The sequence below is a fragment of the Photobacterium aphoticum genome (assembly GCF_001029435.1).
GTDB lineage: Bacteria > Pseudomonadota > Gammaproteobacteria > Enterobacterales > Vibrionaceae > Photobacterium > Photobacterium aphoticum.
Window position 1 is genome coordinate 80,197 of the sequence record NZ_LDOV01000010.1, and the last position, 19,187, is coordinate 99,383.

Annotated in this window: 15 protein-coding genes; 14 read left to right on the forward strand and 1 reads right to left on the reverse strand. The window is 50.1% G+C overall.

Annotated features, from left to right (window positions below):
* Positions 1-29: 29 nt before the first annotated feature.
* The 13 genes from ABT58_RS04405 (at position 30) to ABT58_RS04465 (ending at position 13,870) form a co-directional block, all read left to right on the forward strand.
* Entirely contained in the window at positions 30-419 is a 390-nt protein-coding gene (locus ABT58_RS04405; protein WP_047873583.1) for an ApeI family dehydratase, read from the forward strand.
* Complete coding sequence (locus ABT58_RS04410) at positions 416-2,173, forward strand: glycosyltransferase family 2 protein (RefSeq protein WP_047873151.1); 1,758 nt, start codon at positions 416-418, stop codon at positions 2,171-2,173. Before ABT58_RS04405 ends, ABT58_RS04410 begins: the two co-directional genes overlap by 4 nt.
* A gap of 1 nt (position 2,174) precedes the next feature.
* Complete coding sequence (locus tag ABT58_RS04415; protein WP_047873152.1) at positions 2,175-3,719, forward strand: HAL/PAL/TAL family ammonia-lyase; 1,545 nt, start codon at positions 2,175-2,177, stop codon at positions 3,717-3,719.
* A gap of 160 nt (positions 3,720-3,879) precedes the next feature.
* Positions 3,880-4,317: an acyl-CoA thioesterase gene (locus ABT58_RS04420; RefSeq protein ID WP_047873153.1), complete on the forward strand. Its 438-nt coding sequence runs from the start codon at positions 3,880-3,882 to the stop codon at positions 4,315-4,317.
* Between the two features lie 133 nt (positions 4,318-4,450).
* On the forward strand, positions 4,451-5,056 hold the full coding sequence (locus tag ABT58_RS04425) for an outer membrane lipoprotein carrier protein LolA (protein ID WP_373300145.1): 606 nt from the start codon (positions 4,451-4,453) through the stop codon (positions 5,054-5,056).
* A gap of 31 nt (positions 5,057-5,087) precedes the next feature.
* The gene (locus ABT58_RS04430; protein ID WP_082210997.1) at positions 5,088-7,553 is read left to right on the forward strand and encodes an MMPL family transporter; all 2,466 of its coding nucleotides are present in this window, start codon (positions 5,088-5,090) and stop codon (positions 7,551-7,553) included.
* Entirely contained in the window at positions 7,550-8,350 is an 801-nt protein-coding gene (locus ABT58_RS04435; protein ID WP_373300122.1) for a DUF3261 domain-containing protein, read from the forward strand. The genes ABT58_RS04430 and ABT58_RS04435 overlap by 4 nt, the downstream gene beginning before the upstream one ends.
* Before the next feature lie 17 nt (positions 8,351-8,367).
* Complete coding sequence (locus tag ABT58_RS04440; protein ID WP_047873154.1) at positions 8,368-9,618, forward strand: beta-ketoacyl-[acyl-carrier-protein] synthase family protein; 1,251 nt, start codon at positions 8,368-8,370, stop codon at positions 9,616-9,618.
* On the forward strand, positions 9,611-10,075 hold the full coding sequence (locus tag ABT58_RS04445) for a hotdog family protein (protein ID WP_047873155.1): 465 nt from the start codon (positions 9,611-9,613) through the stop codon (positions 10,073-10,075). Before ABT58_RS04440 ends, ABT58_RS04445 begins: the two co-directional genes overlap by 8 nt.
* A complete protein-coding gene (locus tag ABT58_RS04450; RefSeq protein WP_047873156.1) occupies positions 10,072-10,797 on the forward strand; it encodes a 3-ketoacyl-ACP reductase FabG2 in 726 nt (241 codons plus the stop codon). Before ABT58_RS04445 ends, ABT58_RS04450 begins: the two co-directional genes overlap by 4 nt.
* A 20-nt stretch (positions 10,798-10,817) precedes the next feature.
* Entirely contained in the window at positions 10,818-12,050 is a 1,233-nt protein-coding gene (locus tag ABT58_RS04455; protein ID WP_047873587.1) for a beta-ketoacyl-ACP synthase, read from the forward strand.
* 231 nt (positions 12,051-12,281) lie between these two features.
* Positions 12,282-13,562 (forward strand): DEAD/DEAH box helicase, encoded by a 1,281-nt coding sequence (locus ABT58_RS04460; RefSeq protein ID WP_047873157.1) that lies wholly within the window; start codon positions 12,282-12,284, stop codon positions 13,560-13,562.
* A gap of 116 nt (positions 13,563-13,678) precedes the next feature.
* Positions 13,679-13,870: a YwbE family protein gene (locus ABT58_RS04465; RefSeq protein WP_047873158.1), complete on the forward strand. Its 192-nt coding sequence runs from the start codon at positions 13,679-13,681 to the stop codon at positions 13,868-13,870.
* Between the two features lie 249 nt (positions 13,871-14,119).
* Here ABT58_RS04465 and ABT58_RS23380 read toward each other — a convergent pair whose 3' ends face one another.
* Entirely contained in the window at positions 14,120-15,928 is a 1,809-nt protein-coding gene (locus ABT58_RS23380) for a DUF723 domain-containing protein (RefSeq protein WP_053062961.1), read from the reverse strand.
* Between the two features lie 918 nt (positions 15,929-16,846).
* Between ABT58_RS23380 and ABT58_RS23385 the strand changes: the two genes are divergently transcribed.
* Positions 16,847-18,760 carry a methyl-accepting chemotaxis protein gene (locus ABT58_RS23385; RefSeq protein WP_053062962.1) on the forward strand — a complete coding sequence of 638 codons (1,914 nt, stop codon included), beginning with the start codon at positions 16,847-16,849 and terminating at the stop codon, positions 18,758-18,760.
* The last annotated feature ends 427 nt before the right edge of the window (positions 18,761-19,187 follow it).

Below are 19,187 nucleotides of genomic sequence, written 5' to 3' on the forward strand. Positions count from 1 at the left end.
AACAAACTGAACGAAGAAACGAAATGACCATGATGAAACGTAAGCCAACGATACTGGCTCAGGAAGTGAACGAGAACCGTGCCGTCCTCACGTTGCATGTGGAGGCGGACATTGCCGATTTCCAAGGTCATTTTACCGATTATCCGCTGCTACCGGGTGTCACCCAAATTGAATGGGCCGTACACTTCGCTCGCGCCTGCCTGTCACTGACTGGCGATTTTGCCGGAATGGATGCACTGAAATTCCAGCAGCCGATTTTGCCTGACAGCCAGGTGACATTGACCCTGACGTGGTCGCCGGAAAAAGACAGCCTGCATTTCTGTTACACCTCGCAAGTCGATACGCCAGAAGGCGACGATGAGTCGGCGCAAATGCACACCCATGCCTCTGGTCGCATCAAACTGGTTGTGGCGCAATGAGCACCTTTCGTCCCTGTTTTCTGATCCCTTGCTATAACCATGGCAGTACCGTTCCTGCGGTGATCGATGCCTTGGCGGTTTATCCGTATCCGGTGATCATTGTCGATGACGGCAGTGATCATGCCACCCAGCAGCTCCTTGCCGAACAAGCCCAACGTGATCATGTCACCGTTGTCACGTTACCGACCAACCAAGGTAAAGGCGGGGCGGTGATTGCTGGTATTCAACACGCCTTCAAACTGTGTTTTAGTCACGCCATTCAGATTGATGCTGATGGCCAGCACGATCTCACCGCATTGCCCGAGCTGATTGCCACTTCGCAGCAGCACCTTACCGCACTGGTATCCGGTCAGCCGGTGTACGATGAATCGGTACCCAAAGCCCGTTTGTATGGTCGTTATGCCACGCACGTGTGGGTGTGGATTGAAACCTTGTCAATGCAACTGACGGACAGCATGTGCGGGTTCCGTTCGTACCCGATTGGCCCGACCATCAAGGTCATTGAACGTGACCATGTGGGCAAACGCATGGATTTTGATACCGAAATCATGGTGCGCATGTACTGGGATGGCTGTGATGTTTGCTTCGTGGAGACCAAAGTGGTGTATCCGGAAGGCGGTATTTCTCACTTCGACGTGCTGTGGGACAACATCAAAATCAGCGCCATGCATACCCGCCTGTTTTTAGGCATGCTGCCACGCATTCCCCGTTTGTTGAAACGCAGGCAACAAGCCAAAACGGCCGCTAAAACCACGCATCCCACCCAAGCCCGCCACTGGTCGGCCCATGTTGAGCGTGGCACGGTATTCGGGATTCAGATCTTACTGATGGTTTATCGCTTGCTAGGCCGCAAAGCTTTCAATCTGCTGCTGAAAGGGGTGATGGCCTATTACCATCGTACCGGTCATCGTGCGCGACAGGCGTCGGAAGCGTATTTGACGACATTACGTGCTTACGCGGCGGCACAAGGCATTCCGTTACCCGGTGAGCGGGAAGGGAAACTGACCAGCTACCAGCACATGCTGTCGTTTGGTCACACCATGCTCGACAAACTGGCGGCGTGGCAGGGCGATTTCTCGTTCGATAACATTACCGTCCACGGGCAAGATCATTTTGATCGGATCACTGCTAACAAGCAGGGGATCGTGATCTTAGGATCGCATTTAGGCAATCTTGAATTGTGCCGTGCATTAAGCCGAGGTTACGACAATGTCGTGATCAATGCGCTGGTGTTTACCGAGCACGCCGAACGTTTTAATGCGGTGATGAAAGCGGTTAATCCCGATTCCTCACTGAACCTGATTCAGGTCAGCCAAATGGGCCCTGAAACTGCGATTTTGCTGCGACAGAAAATCGAGCAAGGGGAGTGGGTGGTGATTGTCGGCGATCGCACCTCCGTGACCCAAGAACAGCGCGTGATCTGGGCAGATTTTCTCGGTCAGCCCGCGCCGTTCCCGCAAGGCCCGTTTATGCTGGGTGCGGTGTTAAAAGCCCCGGTGTACACCTTATTTGGCTTGCGTGATGACAGCGGTGACACGCCGCACTTCAATGTGCATTTTGAATTGTTCAGTGAGCAGATCACCTTGCCACGCGGTCAGCGCGAACAAGGCTTGCAAGCCATGGTCAACCAATACGCTCAGCAGCTGGAAACCTATACGTTAAAAGCGCCGCTTCAGTGGTACAACTTTTTCCCCTTCTGGGCCCTGACGTCACACGATCAGCCTCAGAGTGAAGGACAGGAACACGCTAAATAACATGACGAATATGAAATCAGAAACCGTGAAATTTGGCGTTGATCGCCTCACGATCGAAGATGTTGTCGCAGTTGCCAATGGGGCATCAGCGGCAATGAATGACAGCCTGGAATATCGTGCGAAAATCGATCGCGGTGTCGCTTTCCTTGAGCGACTGCTCAAAGAAGAAGGCGTGATTTATGGGGTAACGACCGGTTACGGCGATTCCTGTACCGTGGCGATCCCGCCGAATCTGGTGGATGAACTGCCGTTGCACCTGACCCGTTTTCATGGCTGTGGCCTGGGCGACAACCTGAGCCATGTACAGGCACGTGCGGTATTAGCCACGCGTTTGTGTTCACTGTCGCAGGGGGTATCGGGGGTTTCTCATGATCTGTTGAACCAGATTGTCACCCTGATCAATCACGACATTGCTCCGCGTATTCCGCAGGAAGGCTCAGTGGGCGCGAGTGGCGATTTGACCCCGCTGTCTTATTTGGCTGCGGCATTGATTGGCGAGCGTGAAGTGATTTACCAAGGGCAAATCCGTCCGACGGCAGAGGTGTTTGCTGAGCTAAACATTGATCCGATCACGCTAAAGCCAAAAGAAGGCCTGGCGTTGATGAACGGTACGTCAGTGATGACTGCGCTGGCCTGTTTGGCTTACAAGCGCGCAGAATACTTGGCGCAACTAGCGACCCGCATTACCGCCATGGTGTCTGTGGCAATGCAGGGCAACGACTTCCACTTTGATGAAGCCTTGTTTGCGGTGAAGCCGCATCCGGGTCAGCAACAAATTGCCGCATGGTTACGTGCGGATTTGCAAGCAGCTCGTCCGCCACGTAACAGTGACCGTCTGCAAGACCGTTATTCACTGCGCTGTGCGCCGCATGTTATCGGTGTGCTGCAGGACAGCCTGCCATGGTTGCGCCAGATGATTGAAAATGAGCTGAACAGTGCCAACGATAACCCAATCATCGACGGGGATAACGAACGTGTGCTGCACGGCGGCCATTTCTACGGCGGTCATATCGCTATGGCGATGGATACCCTGAAAACGGCTGTCGCCAATATTGCCGATCTGCTGGACCGCCAGATGGCCCAGTTGATGGATTACAAATTCAATAATGGTTTGCCGTTTAACCTGACGGGCGCGGAAGGGGAGCGTAAACCGATTAACCACGGCTTTAAAGCGGTGCAAATCGGCATTTCGGCGTGGACGGCGGAAGCGTTGAAACACACCATGCCGGCCAGCGTGTTCTCGCGTTCTACTGAATGTCATAACCAGGACAAAGTGAGCATGGGCACCATTGCGTCTCGTGACTGTTTACGTGTACTGGAGCTGACAGAACAAGTGACCGCTGCTTCGCTATTGGCGGCGACACAGGCGTTGGAAATTCGCCTGCGCCGCAATGAGCTGAATGATCAACACCTGAGCTTGGCATTGAAAACCATGCATGAATGCGTGTTGAGCGAGTTCCGCTTTATTGAAGAAGATCGCCCGCTGGAGCAGGATCTGCGTCAATTCATGATGCGTATTCAGCAACAGCATTGGGATCTGTATTAAGCCCAATACTGAACCCAATTAGACTCTCAACCCCGAATGCACGATGCCCGGTCAACCGGCTGGGTGTCTCATGATTCAGGGCTACTCCCCCAATGAGGGGATGGTTTTATGGCAAGTAGCCTGATTCATCGCAAGCAAGAACATGAAGGAAAGCACAAGTATGGCGAACAAACCGGAATTACGTGCAGAAGTGACCATGGTGACAGCGTTTCAGGACGCCGATCCAATGGGTGTGGTCTATCACGGTAACTATTTCCGTTTCTTTGAAGAAGCCCGCCGCGTTCTGATGGACAAGTTGTCCTACAACTACCGCGACATGCAGGCGTCTGGCTTTGTGTGGCCGATCATTGATACGCGCGTGAAATATGTAAAACCAATCCCTTTCAATCATGAAATCCGCGTGGTCGCGACGCTGACCGAGTGGGAAAACCGCCTGAAAGTCGAGTACGTCATTTTTGATGCTCAAACCGGCGCACGCATGACCAAAGGCTACACCATGCAGGTGGCAGTCGGGATTGAAAGCGGTGAGATGTGTTTTGTGTCACCGAAAGTGTTTACCGATAAAGTCGATGCGTGGTTTGCTGATGCGATTGCTTAATCTCATTCCGACTCGTCTGTTCGCCAGCGTGTTGGTTGCGTGTGTCCTAGCTGGTGTGCCTATGGGTAATGCCTACGCACAAGCCGAGTCACAGAATCTTTCACAAAACCTGTCGCAAACAGCTTCGCAAGCCATGGTGCAGGCCGAGTCTCAGACCGACTCTCAGACATTAAGCTTGGCGGATTTACAGCAACGCTTGGCGGCACAAACTCTGGTACGCGGCGATTTTGTGCAGACCCGTCACATGGCCATGTTTAACGCGCCGTTGGTGTCGTCCGGCCATTTTTTGTTGGCGCAAGACCAAGGGTTGCAGTGGCAACAGACCGTGCCGTTTCCGGTGTCGTTGATCCTGACGCAGGACAAACTGAGTCAGCAGTTTGCTGATAGTCCGGCACAGGTGGTGGATGCCAAAGACAACCCGATGGTGTTTTATTTCAGCCACCTGTTCCTGTCACTGTTTGAGGGGAATACCCAGCAGTTAACCGAACAATTTACCGTGTCGTTGACAACGCCTAACGCCAAAGAGCAGGCAGACGGTGCCCGTTGGGTACTGACACTGACGCCAACCGCTGCGCCATTGAATGCCGTGTTTGAACACATTCGTTTGTCGGGCGATCAATTCATTGATCAGCTGATCCTGACAGAAAAACGCGGTGATGTAACCGAGATTGCGTTTAGCCATCAAACCACTATTCCGGCCACACTCAGCAAAGAAGAACAACGTGCTTTCCAACTGTAAATCACCGCAAGAGCCGAGTATCCAAGCCAACATGCGTCGACGCGCGTGGGCATGGCTGTTTGTGATGCTCGCGGTATTGGTTGTGTTGGGTATGCAGGTGATACGCCCGCTAATGCAAGGGCATTCGGGATTACCGATCGATACCAACATTCTGGCCTTATTGCCGGAGAACCGACAAGATCCGGCCGCGCAAGCCGCGTTTGATCAGGTCGCAACCAGCATGAGCGACAAAGTTGTGTTTGTGGTGGGCAGCGACAACAGCACGCAAGCCTTTAGTGCCGCGAACGACTTCGCCAAGCAGATCGCCACGTTGGGGCTGTTTGCTGACATCAGCGCCAAAATGAGTGAGTCACAGCAACAAGCCTGGGGCAAACTCTATTTCCCGCATCGTGCCCAGTTTTTAACGGACGAGCAGCAAGCGCGTTTAGCGTCGAATCCGGCGTCGCAAGTGCAGCGTGTGATCCAAGCCGTGTACAACCCGTTTTCCGGGGTGACCGGGCAGGAGTTAGCGGCGGATCCGTTCCTGTTATTCCGTGAGTTCATGAGTCAACTGACGAGCAGCAGCTCGGCTGTCACGTTGCAACAGGGTTACCTGACGGCGAAGTACCAAGGCAAAACCTATGTATTGATCACGGCTGATCTTGCCGGATCCGCGTACAGCATGGCACTGCACGATAAGTTGCCTGCGCTGAATCAGATCGAAACACAGATCCGTCAGCAGTTTGATGTTGATGTGCTGCACACCGGTGTGATTTTCTATGCCGCCCACGGCACCGAAAGCGCAAAGAGCGAGATCAGCACCATCGGCGTCGGTTCATTGGTCGGCGTGATCGTCTTGTTGTTGCTGGTGTACCGCAGTGCCTTGCCGCTGGGGTTAGCATTGCTGTCTATCGGTTGTGGGTTAGTGGCTGCTTTCGTCGCAACCGTGGCCGTGTTTGGCAAGGTGCACTTGTTTAGCTTAGTCTTTGGCGCCAGCTTAATCGGCGTGTCGATTGACTATGCGCTGCATTTTCTGACTGACCGTCTGGCGGCGGGCAAACAGTGGCAGGCGCGTACCGGCTTACAGCATATTGTGGCGGCGGTGTCGCTCGGTTTGTTGATGAGCCTGATTGGCTACCTGTGCATGATGATTGCACCGTTTCCGGGTCTGCAGCAGCTATCGCTGTTTTCTGCGGTCGGTTTGCTGGCGGCCTATGCCACTGTGATGTGTTGGTATCCGGTATTGGCGGCGCGTCCGGGTAAAATCGTGGCCTTGCCGTTGGTGAACGCCATGCGAGTTTGGCTGCGCTTATGGTCAATGCCAAGTGTGCGTTGGGGGTTACCTGCTTTGTGTCTGCTGGTGGCGGTCGCGGGGCTGTCGCGTTCCGGTTACGATGATGATATTCGCCAGCTGCAAGCATTACCGGGGGATCTGAAACAACAGGAAGAGACCATCAAAGCCATTACCGGTTTACACGGTGGTCAGCAAATGCTGTTGGTACAAGCGCCGACGGAACAAGCCTTGTTGACGCAGTTAGGTAAAGTCGATACGCAACTCAAGCAGTTTGTAGAAGACGGTGTATTAGGCGGTTATCAAAGTCTTCACAGCTATTTACCGTCGGCTCAGGCACAAGCGAAAAACTACCAGCTGGTTGAACATTTGTACGACCAACAAGGCGTTGCCTTAGCTGCACAGTTGCAATTGAAACAGGCGGTGGAGTTGGATGCAGATTTCTTGCCGCTCACACCCACGGCCTTTTTGCAGTCGCCCGCGTCTGCGCCGTTGCGTTTTCTGTGGTTGGGGAACATTGCGGGGCATCCTGCTTCCGTGGTGATGCTAAAAGATATTCATGATGCCAAGGCTGTGCAGGCGTATGTGGCGAAAGCCCGCACTCAGGGTCAGACGCTGACGTATTTGGATAAAGCGCAAGAAGTGTCGAGTATTTTTGCTGAATACCGTGTGCGGATCAGCGAGTTATTGCTGGCTGCTGTCGGTGTCATTTATCTGATTTTAGTGGTGCGCTACGGTTGGCTGCGTGCGTTGCGCGTGATTGCGCCACCTGCCATTGCCAGCATTGTCGGATTGGGCATCACGGGTTTTACCGGCACGCCGTTGAATCTGTTTAACCTGTTGGGGCTGTTTTTGATTCTGGGGATCGGGATTGATTACACCTTGTTCTTTGCAGAGCAGGGGCGTACAGCGCAGGCTGGGCAGTCAGGAAAACCAGCTCAGCAAAGAGACAACCCGCCCGAGCAAGGCAGCGTGTACAGCACCTTGTTGGCGATCACCTTATCAGCACTGACAACCTTGTTGTCATTTGGTTTGCTGGCGTTAAGCAGCACGCAGGCCATTCATAGCTTTGGCTTGACCGTGTTAACCGGCATTCTCACCGCATGGTTGTTAGCGCCGTTGGCATCGACTTCGCTGTCATTCGCATCGAAGACACAGGTACCAAAGTCAGAGTCAAAATCAAAGTCAGAGCCAAAAGCATCGAGCGCAGAGGAGCACACCGCATGAAGCACAAAATGAAACGCATGGGTGTCGGACTCGTCTGCGCGACAGCCATGATGTTAAATGGTTGCAGCAGTTTTACTGCGAGCCATCAAGATACAGCGCAAGATCCGGCATCAGCTCAACATGCTGAAAACGCCCAAACGGATACAGGGGAAAAGGCCAATCGTGTTGAATTAGCACCAAGCGTGTGGGTGACGTTACCGACGCCTGCGGAATTAGGCGCAAGCCTCACTGCGACTCAATTGATTTCGGCGGCGTGGAACGATCAACAAAACCAGTTACCGGTGCAGTTGGAAGTGACGCCAGAGAAACTGGTGCTGGCCGGTTTTTCATCGTGGGGTGCCAGAATTTTAAGCCTGACTTATCAAGATCAGGCGCTGTCGACCGATGTCTTACCGGGGTTGGGTGGCGTGTTACCCAAGCCGGAACAAGTGCTGATGAATATGATGCTGACGCTGTGGCCGCAATCGGCATGGCAGCCATCATTGCAGGCGGTGGGCTGGCAGTTGGTTGACCGTCCTCATCAACGCCAGTTGTTGGATAATCACGGTCAGGTGATCGTGGATATTCACTATGCAGGTGGCTCTGAGCACGTTAATAGCAAGGCCTCAGATCGTTTAAATCAGGGCTTAAACCATGGCTTAAACAATAGCTTAACCTTGAGCGAAAAACTGGGCGGCGACATCGTGTTCACGCACCGTCAGTTAGGTTACCGCATCACGATAAAGACCATGAACTTTCAAGCGCAGCCTTTGAATCCGCTCAAACAAAGCCAGAATAAAGCAGCATCGCCGCAGTAGTAAGAGAGAAGAAAACAATGACGTTGATAGCCAAAGAATCTATGCCTTCGCGTGCGGTGACGCCCGTTTATATCCACAGTTGTGGTTTTCATTCTGCGCTGGGTTTTGCACCAGAGACCATTCACCAGCGTTTAGCGCAAGGTATGTCGCCGGACATGCAAACCGTGACGGACTGGCTGAACAATGGCGCAGAAACCGTGGTCGGCCGTGTGAGTGCCGCCTTACCGTCGCTGCCTGAACCGTTGGATCCGGTGCGTTACAATACGCGCAATAATCGCCTGGCTTTGTCGGCACTTAACACCATGACGCCAGTGATTGAACAGGCTATCGAGAAATATGGCCGTGACCGCATTGCGGTGATTGTCGGTACCAGCACCTCCGGCATTGCCGATGGTGAAACCGCCTTGCAGACCCACATGGCGCAGGGCGCGTTTGAGGCTGACTTCCACTATCAACAGCAGGAAGTGGGCAATCTTGGTGAGTTCATTGCTGATTTGTATGCCATCGACGGGCCGGTGTATGCCGTCTCTACCGCGTGTTCCTCCAGTGGTCGCGTGTTCTTGTCTGCCAAGCGTTTGCTAAAAGCCGGGCTGGTGGATGCGGTGATCGTCGGCGGCGCCGATTCCCTTTGCCGGTTAACCTTAAATGGCTTCAACGGGCTGGAAGCGGTGTCCCATCGTCTGTGTAATCCATTCAGTGTCAACCGTGACGGCATCAATATTGGTGAAGCTGCCGCGTTCATGTTGTTGTCTTTGGATGCCAGCGATAGCGAGAAGCACGACACCATGCCAGCCATTGCCTTGCTGGGGGCAGGAGACAGCTCCGATGCGCACCATATTTCCGCCCCGCACCCAGAAGGGAATGGCGCCGAAGCGGCCATGCGTAAAGCCTTGGAAGATGCCGGATTAACCGCACAAGACATTGGTTACATTAACGCGCACGGCACGGCGACACCGCTCAATGATGAGATGGAAGCCAAAGCCATTCATCGCGTGTTTGGCAGTGAGACACCGGTAAGCTCGACGAAACCCTTGACCGGACATACACTAGGCGCGGCCAGCGCGGTAGAAGCGGCCATTTGTTGGCATGTATTGCGCCACCGTTTACCTTTGCCTATGCAGGTGAACGATGGGCAGATCAGCGACAGCCTCGCGCCGATTGCCTTGGTGAAGGCCGACACCGCACTTATTAAACCGGCCCTGTTAAGTAATTCATTTGCCTTTGGAGGCAATAACATCAGTCTGATTTTTGGATATGCCCATGACTAACATTCCTCCTCTCCATGATCTGTTACCCCATGATATGCCGATGGCACTGGTGGACACCTTGGTCGAAGTGAGCGAGCTGGCTGTCCACTGTCAGGTCACCGTCAGCGAAGACTGTCTGTTCTTTGATGCCGAACGCCGTGAACTGCCGGGGTATGTGGGCATTGAGCTGATGGCACAAACCATCGGTGGCTGGTCGGGCTACCACGCATGGCGTCGTGGTGAAGCATCGCCAGTGGGTTTTTTGTTGGGTAGCCGTCGCTATCAAACACAGTGTGCCGCGTTTGCCGAGCACAGCACGCTCGATATTTTTGCCGAGCAAGTATTAGAAAATAACGGTATGGCGGTGTTTGCCTGTCGCATTGAACAGGACGGGCACGTGCTGGCAACCAGTCAGCTTAACGTCTTCGTACCGTCACAAGAAAAATTAGAACACATGTTAAATAGGAATCCATCATGACTCGACACGTATTGGTTACGGGCGCAAGTAAGGGGATTGGTCGCGCCATTGCGATTCAGCTTGCTAAAGATGGGTTTAGCCTGGTCGTGCATTACATGAGTGATCGCGCCGGCGCAGAAGCGACATTGGCGGAGATTGAACGCGAAGGGGGTCAGGGTCGTCTGATCCAGTTTGATATCAGTGACCGCACCCAGTGCCGTGAACAGATTGAGCAAGACATTGCCGAACACGGTGCGTATTACGGCGTGGTCAGCAACGCTGGTATTACCCGTGACACCGCTTTCCCGGCCATGACAGAAGAAGAATGGGATGGCGTGATCCACACCAACCTCGACAGCTTCTACAACGTGCTGCACCCGTGTGTGATGCCGATGGTGCGTCTGCGCAAAGGTGGCCGTATTGTCACGTTAGCGTCGGTGTCCGGCATTACCGGTAACCGTGGTCAAACCAACTACAGCGCGGCAAAAGCCGGCGTGATTGGTGCGACGAAGTCGCTGGCGTTGGAGTTGGCGAAACGCAAGATCACCGTGAACTGTGTTGCACCGGGTTTGATTGATACCGGCATGGTGGATGAACACGTAAAAGAGCACGCATTACCGCAAGTGCCATTGCGTCGTATGGGTGAGCCAGAAGAAGTGGCGGGCCTAGTGAGTTATTTGATGTCAGATATTGCCGGCTACGTGACCCGTCAGGTGATTTCGGTGAATGGAGGTTTGGTATGAGTTCTCAAATGACTCCTCGTATGGGTCGTCGTGTAGTAGTCACCGGTATGTCAGGTGTCACGGCGTTTGGTAATGATTGGGCAGCGATTGAACCGAAACTGCGCGCCTGTGAAAACGCCACCGTGTACATGGAAAGCTATGAAAAGTACAACGGCCTAAATACTCGCCTTGCTGCGCCGATTGAAGATTTCACGCTACCTGCACACTACACCCGCAAGAAAGTGCGCGGCATGGGCCGTGTGTCTAAGCTGTCGACGCTGGCCAGTGAACAAGCGCTGACCCAAAGTGGCCTGCTAGAAAGCGACATGCTGACCAATGGTGAAACCGGTATTGCTTACGGCTCATCCGTGGGCAGTACGCCAGCGATTGGCGCGTTCGGCACCATGCTCAATGAACACGATACCCGTGCCATTACCGCAACCACCTATGTGCAGATGATGCCACACACCACTGCGGTGAACGTCGGGTTGTTCTTTGGCCTGCGTGGCCGAGTGATCCCAACCAGCAGCGCGTGTACATCCGGCAGCCAGGCCATTGGTTATGCGTATGAAGCGATCAAACATGGCTACCAGACTGCCATGGTCGCAGGCGGCGCAGAAGAGTTATGTCCAACCGAATCGGCGGTGTTCGACACCTTGTTTGCCACCAGTTTGAAAAATGACGCGCCGAAAACCACCCCTCGTCCGTTTGACAGTGACCGTGATGGTTTGGTGATCGGGGAAGGGGCGGCGACCTTGGTACTGGAAGAGTACGAACATGCTGTTGCCCGTGGTGCCACTATCTATGCCGAAATCGTCGGCTTTGCCAGCAACTGTGATGCGGCCCATGTGACGCAACCGACTATGGAAACCATGCAACGTTGTATGGAATTGGCACTGAAAGATGCAGACTTAACGCCAGACGCGATTGACTACATCTCTGCGCACGGCACCGCAACCGAAAAAGGCGACATTGCCGAGACCAACGCGACAGCCAACATCTTCGGTGATAACGCACCAATCAGCTCGCTGAAAAGCTACTTCGGCCACACCTTGGGCGCATGTGGTGCCATTGAAGCGTGGTTAGGCTTAGAAATGATGCGCACAGGCTGGTTCAACCCGACCTTGAATCTGGAAACGGTTGACGAACGTTGTGGTGGTTTGGATTACATCCAAGGCACAGGCCGTGAGATTGATTGCCGTTACCTGATGAGCAACAACTTTGCGTTCGGCGGCATCAACACCTCTATTATCTTCAAGCGTTGGGAAGACTAAGGGTTTTCTCGCGGTATGAATGATCTATCGGCTTGGCACTGTAAGACGCGGTGCCAAGCCGGTGCTTTCCTGTTACCCATATCTCTCCTTGTTTCTGTTCTTCATTCTTTCTCGTTCCTCCTTGGTTCTATTCTTTTTCTCCTTATCGATATTTGTCGAGAAAAGAAGGTGTGAAGGGGCTAAATACGCTAAGATGCACGCCATTATTTTAGCCAGAGCCTTTATACCCTCATGACTACAGCGACCACCTTTACGGAACTTGCCCTTATTCAACCGTTGCTCGCGCGACTCACAGAGTTGGAATACCAACAACCAACACCGATTCAGGCGCAAGTGATCCCAAGTGTTTTAGCCGGGCGTGATGTCATTGCCGGTGCCAATACGGGTTCAGGTAAAACCGCTGCGTTTGCCTTGCCGCTATTGCAAGATTTGTACACGCAAAAGCAAAGCGCAAAATCACACAACAGCAAAGGCAACTACGTCTCTGGTTTGATTTTGGTTCCGACCCGCGAACTGGCCAAACAGGTGGCGGACAGCATCAAGTCTTATGCTGTGCATTTTAACGGTGCGATTAAAACCGTTGCCGTGTTCGGTGGTGTGTCTGCCAATACACAAATGCTGGCGCTGCGTGGCGGTACCGATATTCTGGTCGCCACACCGGGCCGTTTGTTGGATCTTATCTCTAGCAATGCCATCAAGCTGAACAAGGTCAAAACCTTGGTACTGGATGAAGCCGACCGCATGCTGAGCCTGGGCTTCACCGAAGAGCTGTCAGAACTACTGGGTCAATTGCCGGCACAAAAACAAACTATGCTGTTCTCTGCAACCTTCCCGGAAGAAGTGCAGGCGCTAACGCAAGAACTGCTGAACGATCCGGTTGAAGTGCAACTGCAAAGTGATGACGCCAGCACCGTGGTACAGCGCGTGTTTAACGTGAACAAAGGCGAAAAGACCGCCGTTCTTGCGCATTTGATCAAAGAGCACCAATGGCGACAAGCACTGGTGTTCGTGAATGCCAAAAATAGCTGTGAGCACTTGGCCGACAAACTGTATAAGCGCGGCATTGAAGCGGAAGTATTCCACGGCGATAAAGGGCAGGGCTACCGTACCCGTATTCTGGACGCATTCAAATCCGGCGAAATCGACGTATTGATCGCGACTGACATTGCGGCGCGTGGTTTGGATATTGAAAAGCTACCAGTGGTGATCAACTTTGATTTGCCACGCAGCCCGTCAGACTACATCCACCGTATTGGCCGAAGTGGCCGTGCCGGTGAAGTGGGCTTGGCGCTTTCTCTGATTGATTACGAAGATTTCCACCACTTCAAAGTGATCGAAAAGAAAAACAAGATCCGCCTTGAACGCGAGCAGGTAAAAGGCTTCGAGCTGGATGAAACCATCACTGAAGAAATGCTGGCAGCCAGCAAGCCTGTGGCAAAACCAGCCGGTACGGGCAAGAAAAAACGTAAGAAGCAGATGCAGCAGAAATCAGACATCTGGTTGAAGCATTAATAGCTGAGTTTTATTTGCAAGGGCTTTGGGGCTAATGCTTTAACGCCCTAGAACAACACTACCCAGCCCGTTGTGGCTGGGTAGTTTTTATTGGATGCAATAGAAAAGGTCACACCATGAGCGAAACACAACGCAGCAATATTTACCCTGGGTTAGCGGTGAAAATTGTGCTGAAAGAACACCAACGCAGCGGCACGCTAACTGCCGGTATCGTCAAAGACTTACTTACTAACTCTCCTAACCATCCTCACGGTATTAAAGTGCGCCTAGAAAGCGGTGCGGTTGGCCGTGTGAAAGTGATTGGTTGAATCCAGCTTCAGTCTTTTCCCCGTATTTGCGTCATCATGCCCAGCTCACAAGCGTGAGGGTAGGGCATGGTTGAGCTGGTTTTTACTTTCAACTGCTTCAAAACACAGAATTGAGGGTAAATATGTCAGTGATACTGCTAATTTAGTTATCGCAAAATTAAATCAGCTATTGTAAAACTTCTTTTACGGAGTTCAATATTATTTCACGCATGATACACCTCCATTTAGGTGGTTAATTTAACCATACCACTACACAATTGAAATATGGTCATTTAAGATTTGTTCAATATTGTCATCGTCGGAATATGCAATTCGTAATAACTTATAGCCACACTTATCAACCCAATCTCTTTTCTTCTGATCGTTAGACAGCAACTTCTCATACCCTTCATTGCCACCAAAGATTTCAACAGGCTCGAAGTGCTGCTTTCCATCATATTCAATCAATAGATTGCAGTTGGGAATAAAGAAATCAAATCTGAGATGATATTTACGTGATGTCGAAAATGTGTATAAGTCATCAAATTTTTTTTCACGTTCGAAGTCGATGTCATTTTCCTTAAGCCACGACTCAATCCGCTGCGAGCCCTTTGAGTTCTGCCAGTCAAAACAGTAAGGGCAGCCTATGCCATCCATATGATTCCAAGCAACCTGCTTAAAATCACCATGTTCGGGACAAATAATACAGACGCGACCTTTTGCCACAGTATATTTTGCTTTCGAATAATCGTATTTATCACCGTGAATTTCTCTCGACCGTTGAATAAACTTATCCGTATCCATATCTCTATTACGGCACGACGGGCAGCTCTGTCCTCGCTTTGCATGATGCTCATAAGTTGTTGTAAAGGGTCCATGCTCAGGGCAAATTACTGTAACAGGTTTTGCTGATCCTTTATATTTAACCATGGAGTAATCAAATTTCTCACCATGGACAGCTTTGGCATCTTCTATAAACTTTGTTTTATCATAGCTCTTTGACGCATTGGTTCGTTCATGACCACAAGCCTTGCATCCTCCTCCATTAAGATGAGCAATCGCAGTTTGTTTAAATTCACCATGTTTTGAACAAATAATGATGACCTTCTCTGCAGAATTAACATAAACAACCTTGGAGTAATCGTATAAGTTGTTGTGAACCATGGAAGCTCTAGATATAAACTCCTCTAAAGTCATGCGTTGTTGATCCGCGACCCTCTCTGCCGCACATTTTGCGCACCCAACCCCTCTAAGATGGTTGTTTGGCCTTAGCTCAAAGTCTCCATGCTTGTAACAGGTGATAACAACCTTTTGGCTAGATTTTTTATAGACGACCTTTGTATACTCATAATAATCATCATGCACTTCTCGAGCTCTCTGAATAAATTGCTCGGCAGCAATCTTGGATCTCTTTTTACCTTTAGCGATATCGGCGCATTTTTTACAGCCAGCCCCTCTTAGGTGGAGACTTGGTTGTTGCATAAATTCTCCGTGTTCATGGCAAATAATGGCAACCTTAGTGCTTGAATTGACATATTGTGAATTAGAGTAATCGTAACGATCACCATGTTCAGCAATTGCTTTTTCGATAAAGGTACACGTTAATTGTTCACAAATAATAGGTGTTTTAGAGGGTGTTATATTAAACTTACGTGCGACGAGTGCTCGTTTCCTATCTTCATTGGCACATGATGGGCATCCTCGACCACTCAGATGATTGTTGGGGTTCATCATAAACTCACCATGTTTAGCACATATGATTACTGATTTGAGGTCACTACGTTGGTAATCGAATTTACTGTAATCATATATATATCCATGCACCAACTTGGCTTTTTGTTTAAACGCCTCTTTTGAACGCTCAATGACATATCTCTTTGCATCTCTGACATTACATTTTTTACATCCAGAGCCACGTAAAAATGTGGAAGGCCATGGCCTAAATTCCCCATGTTCAAGGCAGATGACTGTTATTGGCGTTTTTCCATCAACGTACTCAATCTTGCTGTAATCAAATTTATCTCCATGAACTTCACGGGCTTTCTCAATGAACACCTTGGTGGTTAGTTTCGGTGGCATATTATTATTCCTTCTCGCTGGTAGTTATGTAAATACTAGTAAATGGTTTTAATAATACAAGTAATTTTAATGCCATGTAATCATCACGGGAATCAGCCTTGAGTGTATAAATTGTAATTCACCTCTATACACTCTTCGAAACTACACTTAATACCTACTAGATAATTAGATGCCTAAAAATTTATATTATTTTTAGAGGGTGAAATTTGTTATCATATAAAATAAAGCAGGTATGAGAGATGGTCGAGTTTGATAGCGAAATAAAGATAGTTTCTCACGTACACTTTAACCGAAAGTGAAGCAGAAACGGCGCTAGAGCCTAAATTACCTAGTCTTGCACAACTCTTGCTTTGGGGAATACCGTGCATCATACTAATCATGACCGCTCATTAAGATAATTAGGGTAAAGCCGATATTAACAGCCTATGAACGAGTATTCGCTCTTGCGTGGAAGGGGCAATACTGAGCCAACGTCATTCAATCTCGGCTATCCCCGTTCAATGATGTTTCCACCTCACTTCTGGCAAGTATCAATCCCGTTACATCTATTCATCCTATCATCTTTACAGCTAGGAAAAGTAAACCGTCAAAAACAAACACAGTGAGCCATTATTTTGGCGTTAGTGAGTGCAGGCAATAAAATACTGTCCATTTCACCGGTGGTTCATTTATTCCTAGAAGGAATAGTGGTGCATGGTTGCATATGATTTTGCTTGTAACTTATCGTTTTTTAAGCACTTTTTGTCATTCCTAATCACGTTTTGCGCGGTAAATGCGGCGAATATCACAATATTTCTTCTGTCCAATTTATATTATCTATCATTCTATAAATGCAAACGCTGTCAGGTGTTTGCATTTTTTTGCGACGTTGGATGGTCGCTTTTTATATATAAATCTATATTCATAGGTAAAAAGGAAATGTTTGCTGTCAGTTTAAAGAACTTAAGTTTCCGTACATCGGTATTGCTGCCAAGCCTGATGACGGGGGTGGTGGTGTTATGTCTGTCATTTTGGCTGTATACCAGCCATAGCGACAGTGAACGCGTGTATGCACAAGAACGTGTTCAGCGGGTTGCGGATTTAGAAGCGGCGACCGCTTTTTCTCAGCAGATCTGGATGTCGCGCGTGGCCTTGGCAACCGCTTGGTCTAATCCGCGCAGTATACCGCTGGTGGAGAAAACCAAGGCGCAATTTGCCGATCTGCAACGCACATCAGACAACTACAAGCCAACCACGGAAGAAGGTAAAACCCTTCAGCGTTTGGTGGGGGATTATGCCCGTCAGGCAGACATCATGTTGTCGTTTTTTGTCACCTTGGATGATGCTGTAAAACACGGCATTTCTGGCTCTGGTAAACAGTTTGATCAATACGCTTTGAATATTGCCAGTGGCAATTATCCGCCGGAGTGGGTCAGCCAAGGGACACGTGCCGTTAACCATATCGCTACCGTACGTTTAAATTACAACGGTTTTGTGGCGGGTATGCGTGAAAGCTACCTGGGTAACGCCTTAAAAGGGATCAAGGCGGCCATCAATATTCTGGAGCAAAATCGCAACGATAACGCGACGGCCAACGTATTGCGTGTCGCCAAGCGTTATCAAGAAGCCTTGTTGATGCTGGAACGTGATTTACCGGCATACCGACAGGCGCACACCCGTTCCTTGGAATTGGGTCAGCAGTTCAATAAAGAGCTGGAAGTGCAGTTAAACCAGTTGGGGGCACAAGGCTTTGAGTTTGCCGATGAGTTGCTGGCCAATAATCGCGTATCGAATAACGTGACCATTATTGCGTTGCTGTCGGCGTCAGCGTTGGCGGTATTCCTGGCGTTGATCATTGTGCGCAGCATGCATGCCCAGCTGCAATTGCCGATCCGTGCGGCAGAAGCGATCGGGCATAAAGATCTGAGCCCGAAACCGGTGGATGACGGCAGTAACGAAATCGGTGAGTTGTCTCGTCTGCTTGAAACCATGCGCTTAAACATTCACAGTATTGTGAGCCAAATTGTTGAATCCAGCGCGCAGCTGAGCAGTGCGTCAGAAGAGGTGAGTGCGATTTCAGTGCAGTCGTCGGTCAGTATGCGTAACCAGCAAGATCAGCTTAATACGCTGGTAGCTTCGATGGATGAGATGCGTGCAACGTCAGCAGATATTGCAGCGAACGCAGAAAACTCCGCCCATGCGACTAATGGCGCGGCAGAGAGTGCGAAAGAAGGCGGAGATGCCATTCATGTTTCAGTGAATGCGATCCGCTCCGTTGAAGAAGAAATGTATGTCACAACGGATACTGTGCATAAATTGGTGGAAGAGAGTCAACGCATCGGCTCAATCGTGGATGTGATCAACAGTATTGCGGATCAAACCAACTTGCTGGCATTGAACGCAGCCATTGAAGCGGCGCGTGCCGGTGAACAAGGTCGAGGCTTTGCGGTGGTGGCCGATGAAGTGCGCTCACTGGCGACCCGTACCCAGCAATCGACAGGCGAGATTGGGGCGATCATTGCGCGTCTGCAAGAGCAAGCGACAGCGGCAGAAAAGACCATGTCGAGCAGCGTTGAAAAAATGGGGGAGGGCGTGGATGCAGTCAATCGTACTGGTGAACTCATTGGGGATATGAACCGTGTGATGACGACCATTTTCGATATGAGTACGCAGATTGCCAGCGCGACCGAGCAGCAAACGGCGGTGTCGGAAGAGTTAGGTAATAATATGGGTCATATCAGTCAAGCCGCGAATGAAGTGACGGAAGGGGCAGAACAAACCACCCGTGCCTGTGAAGAGCTATCCAGTCTGGCAGGACAACTCCAAGTGATCACGGCGCAGTTTAAGTTGTAAAGTGAATCATCCTCACGCAGAGTGAAATTGATAAAAGAAAAGCGGGAATACATCAGTATTTTCGCTTTTTTTATGTCTGTCATCTTCCTGTAAACTTTCAATGAGTGAAAATTTTGTGGAATAAAGATCACAAAATCAGTTAGAATAAAAAGATGAGAAATAGCCATATTTATTTTATGGATTTATAGTTTGTAACTATATTCATATGAAGAAAGTCAATCAGATTTAAAGTTGCAGTATGACAAATAACCGAATTGTCAGTTTGTTGTTATTGTACTTGTGCTAGTTCATGATGCTAATCGATAAAAATGAAAATGCTATGTATAAATATGAATAGCCGGTTTTAACTTAAGTCATTGATTTTATTGTAAGGCTGTGCCGTTCTCTCTCTGTTCTCCTTCTTGTTTATATAAATGAAAAACGAACA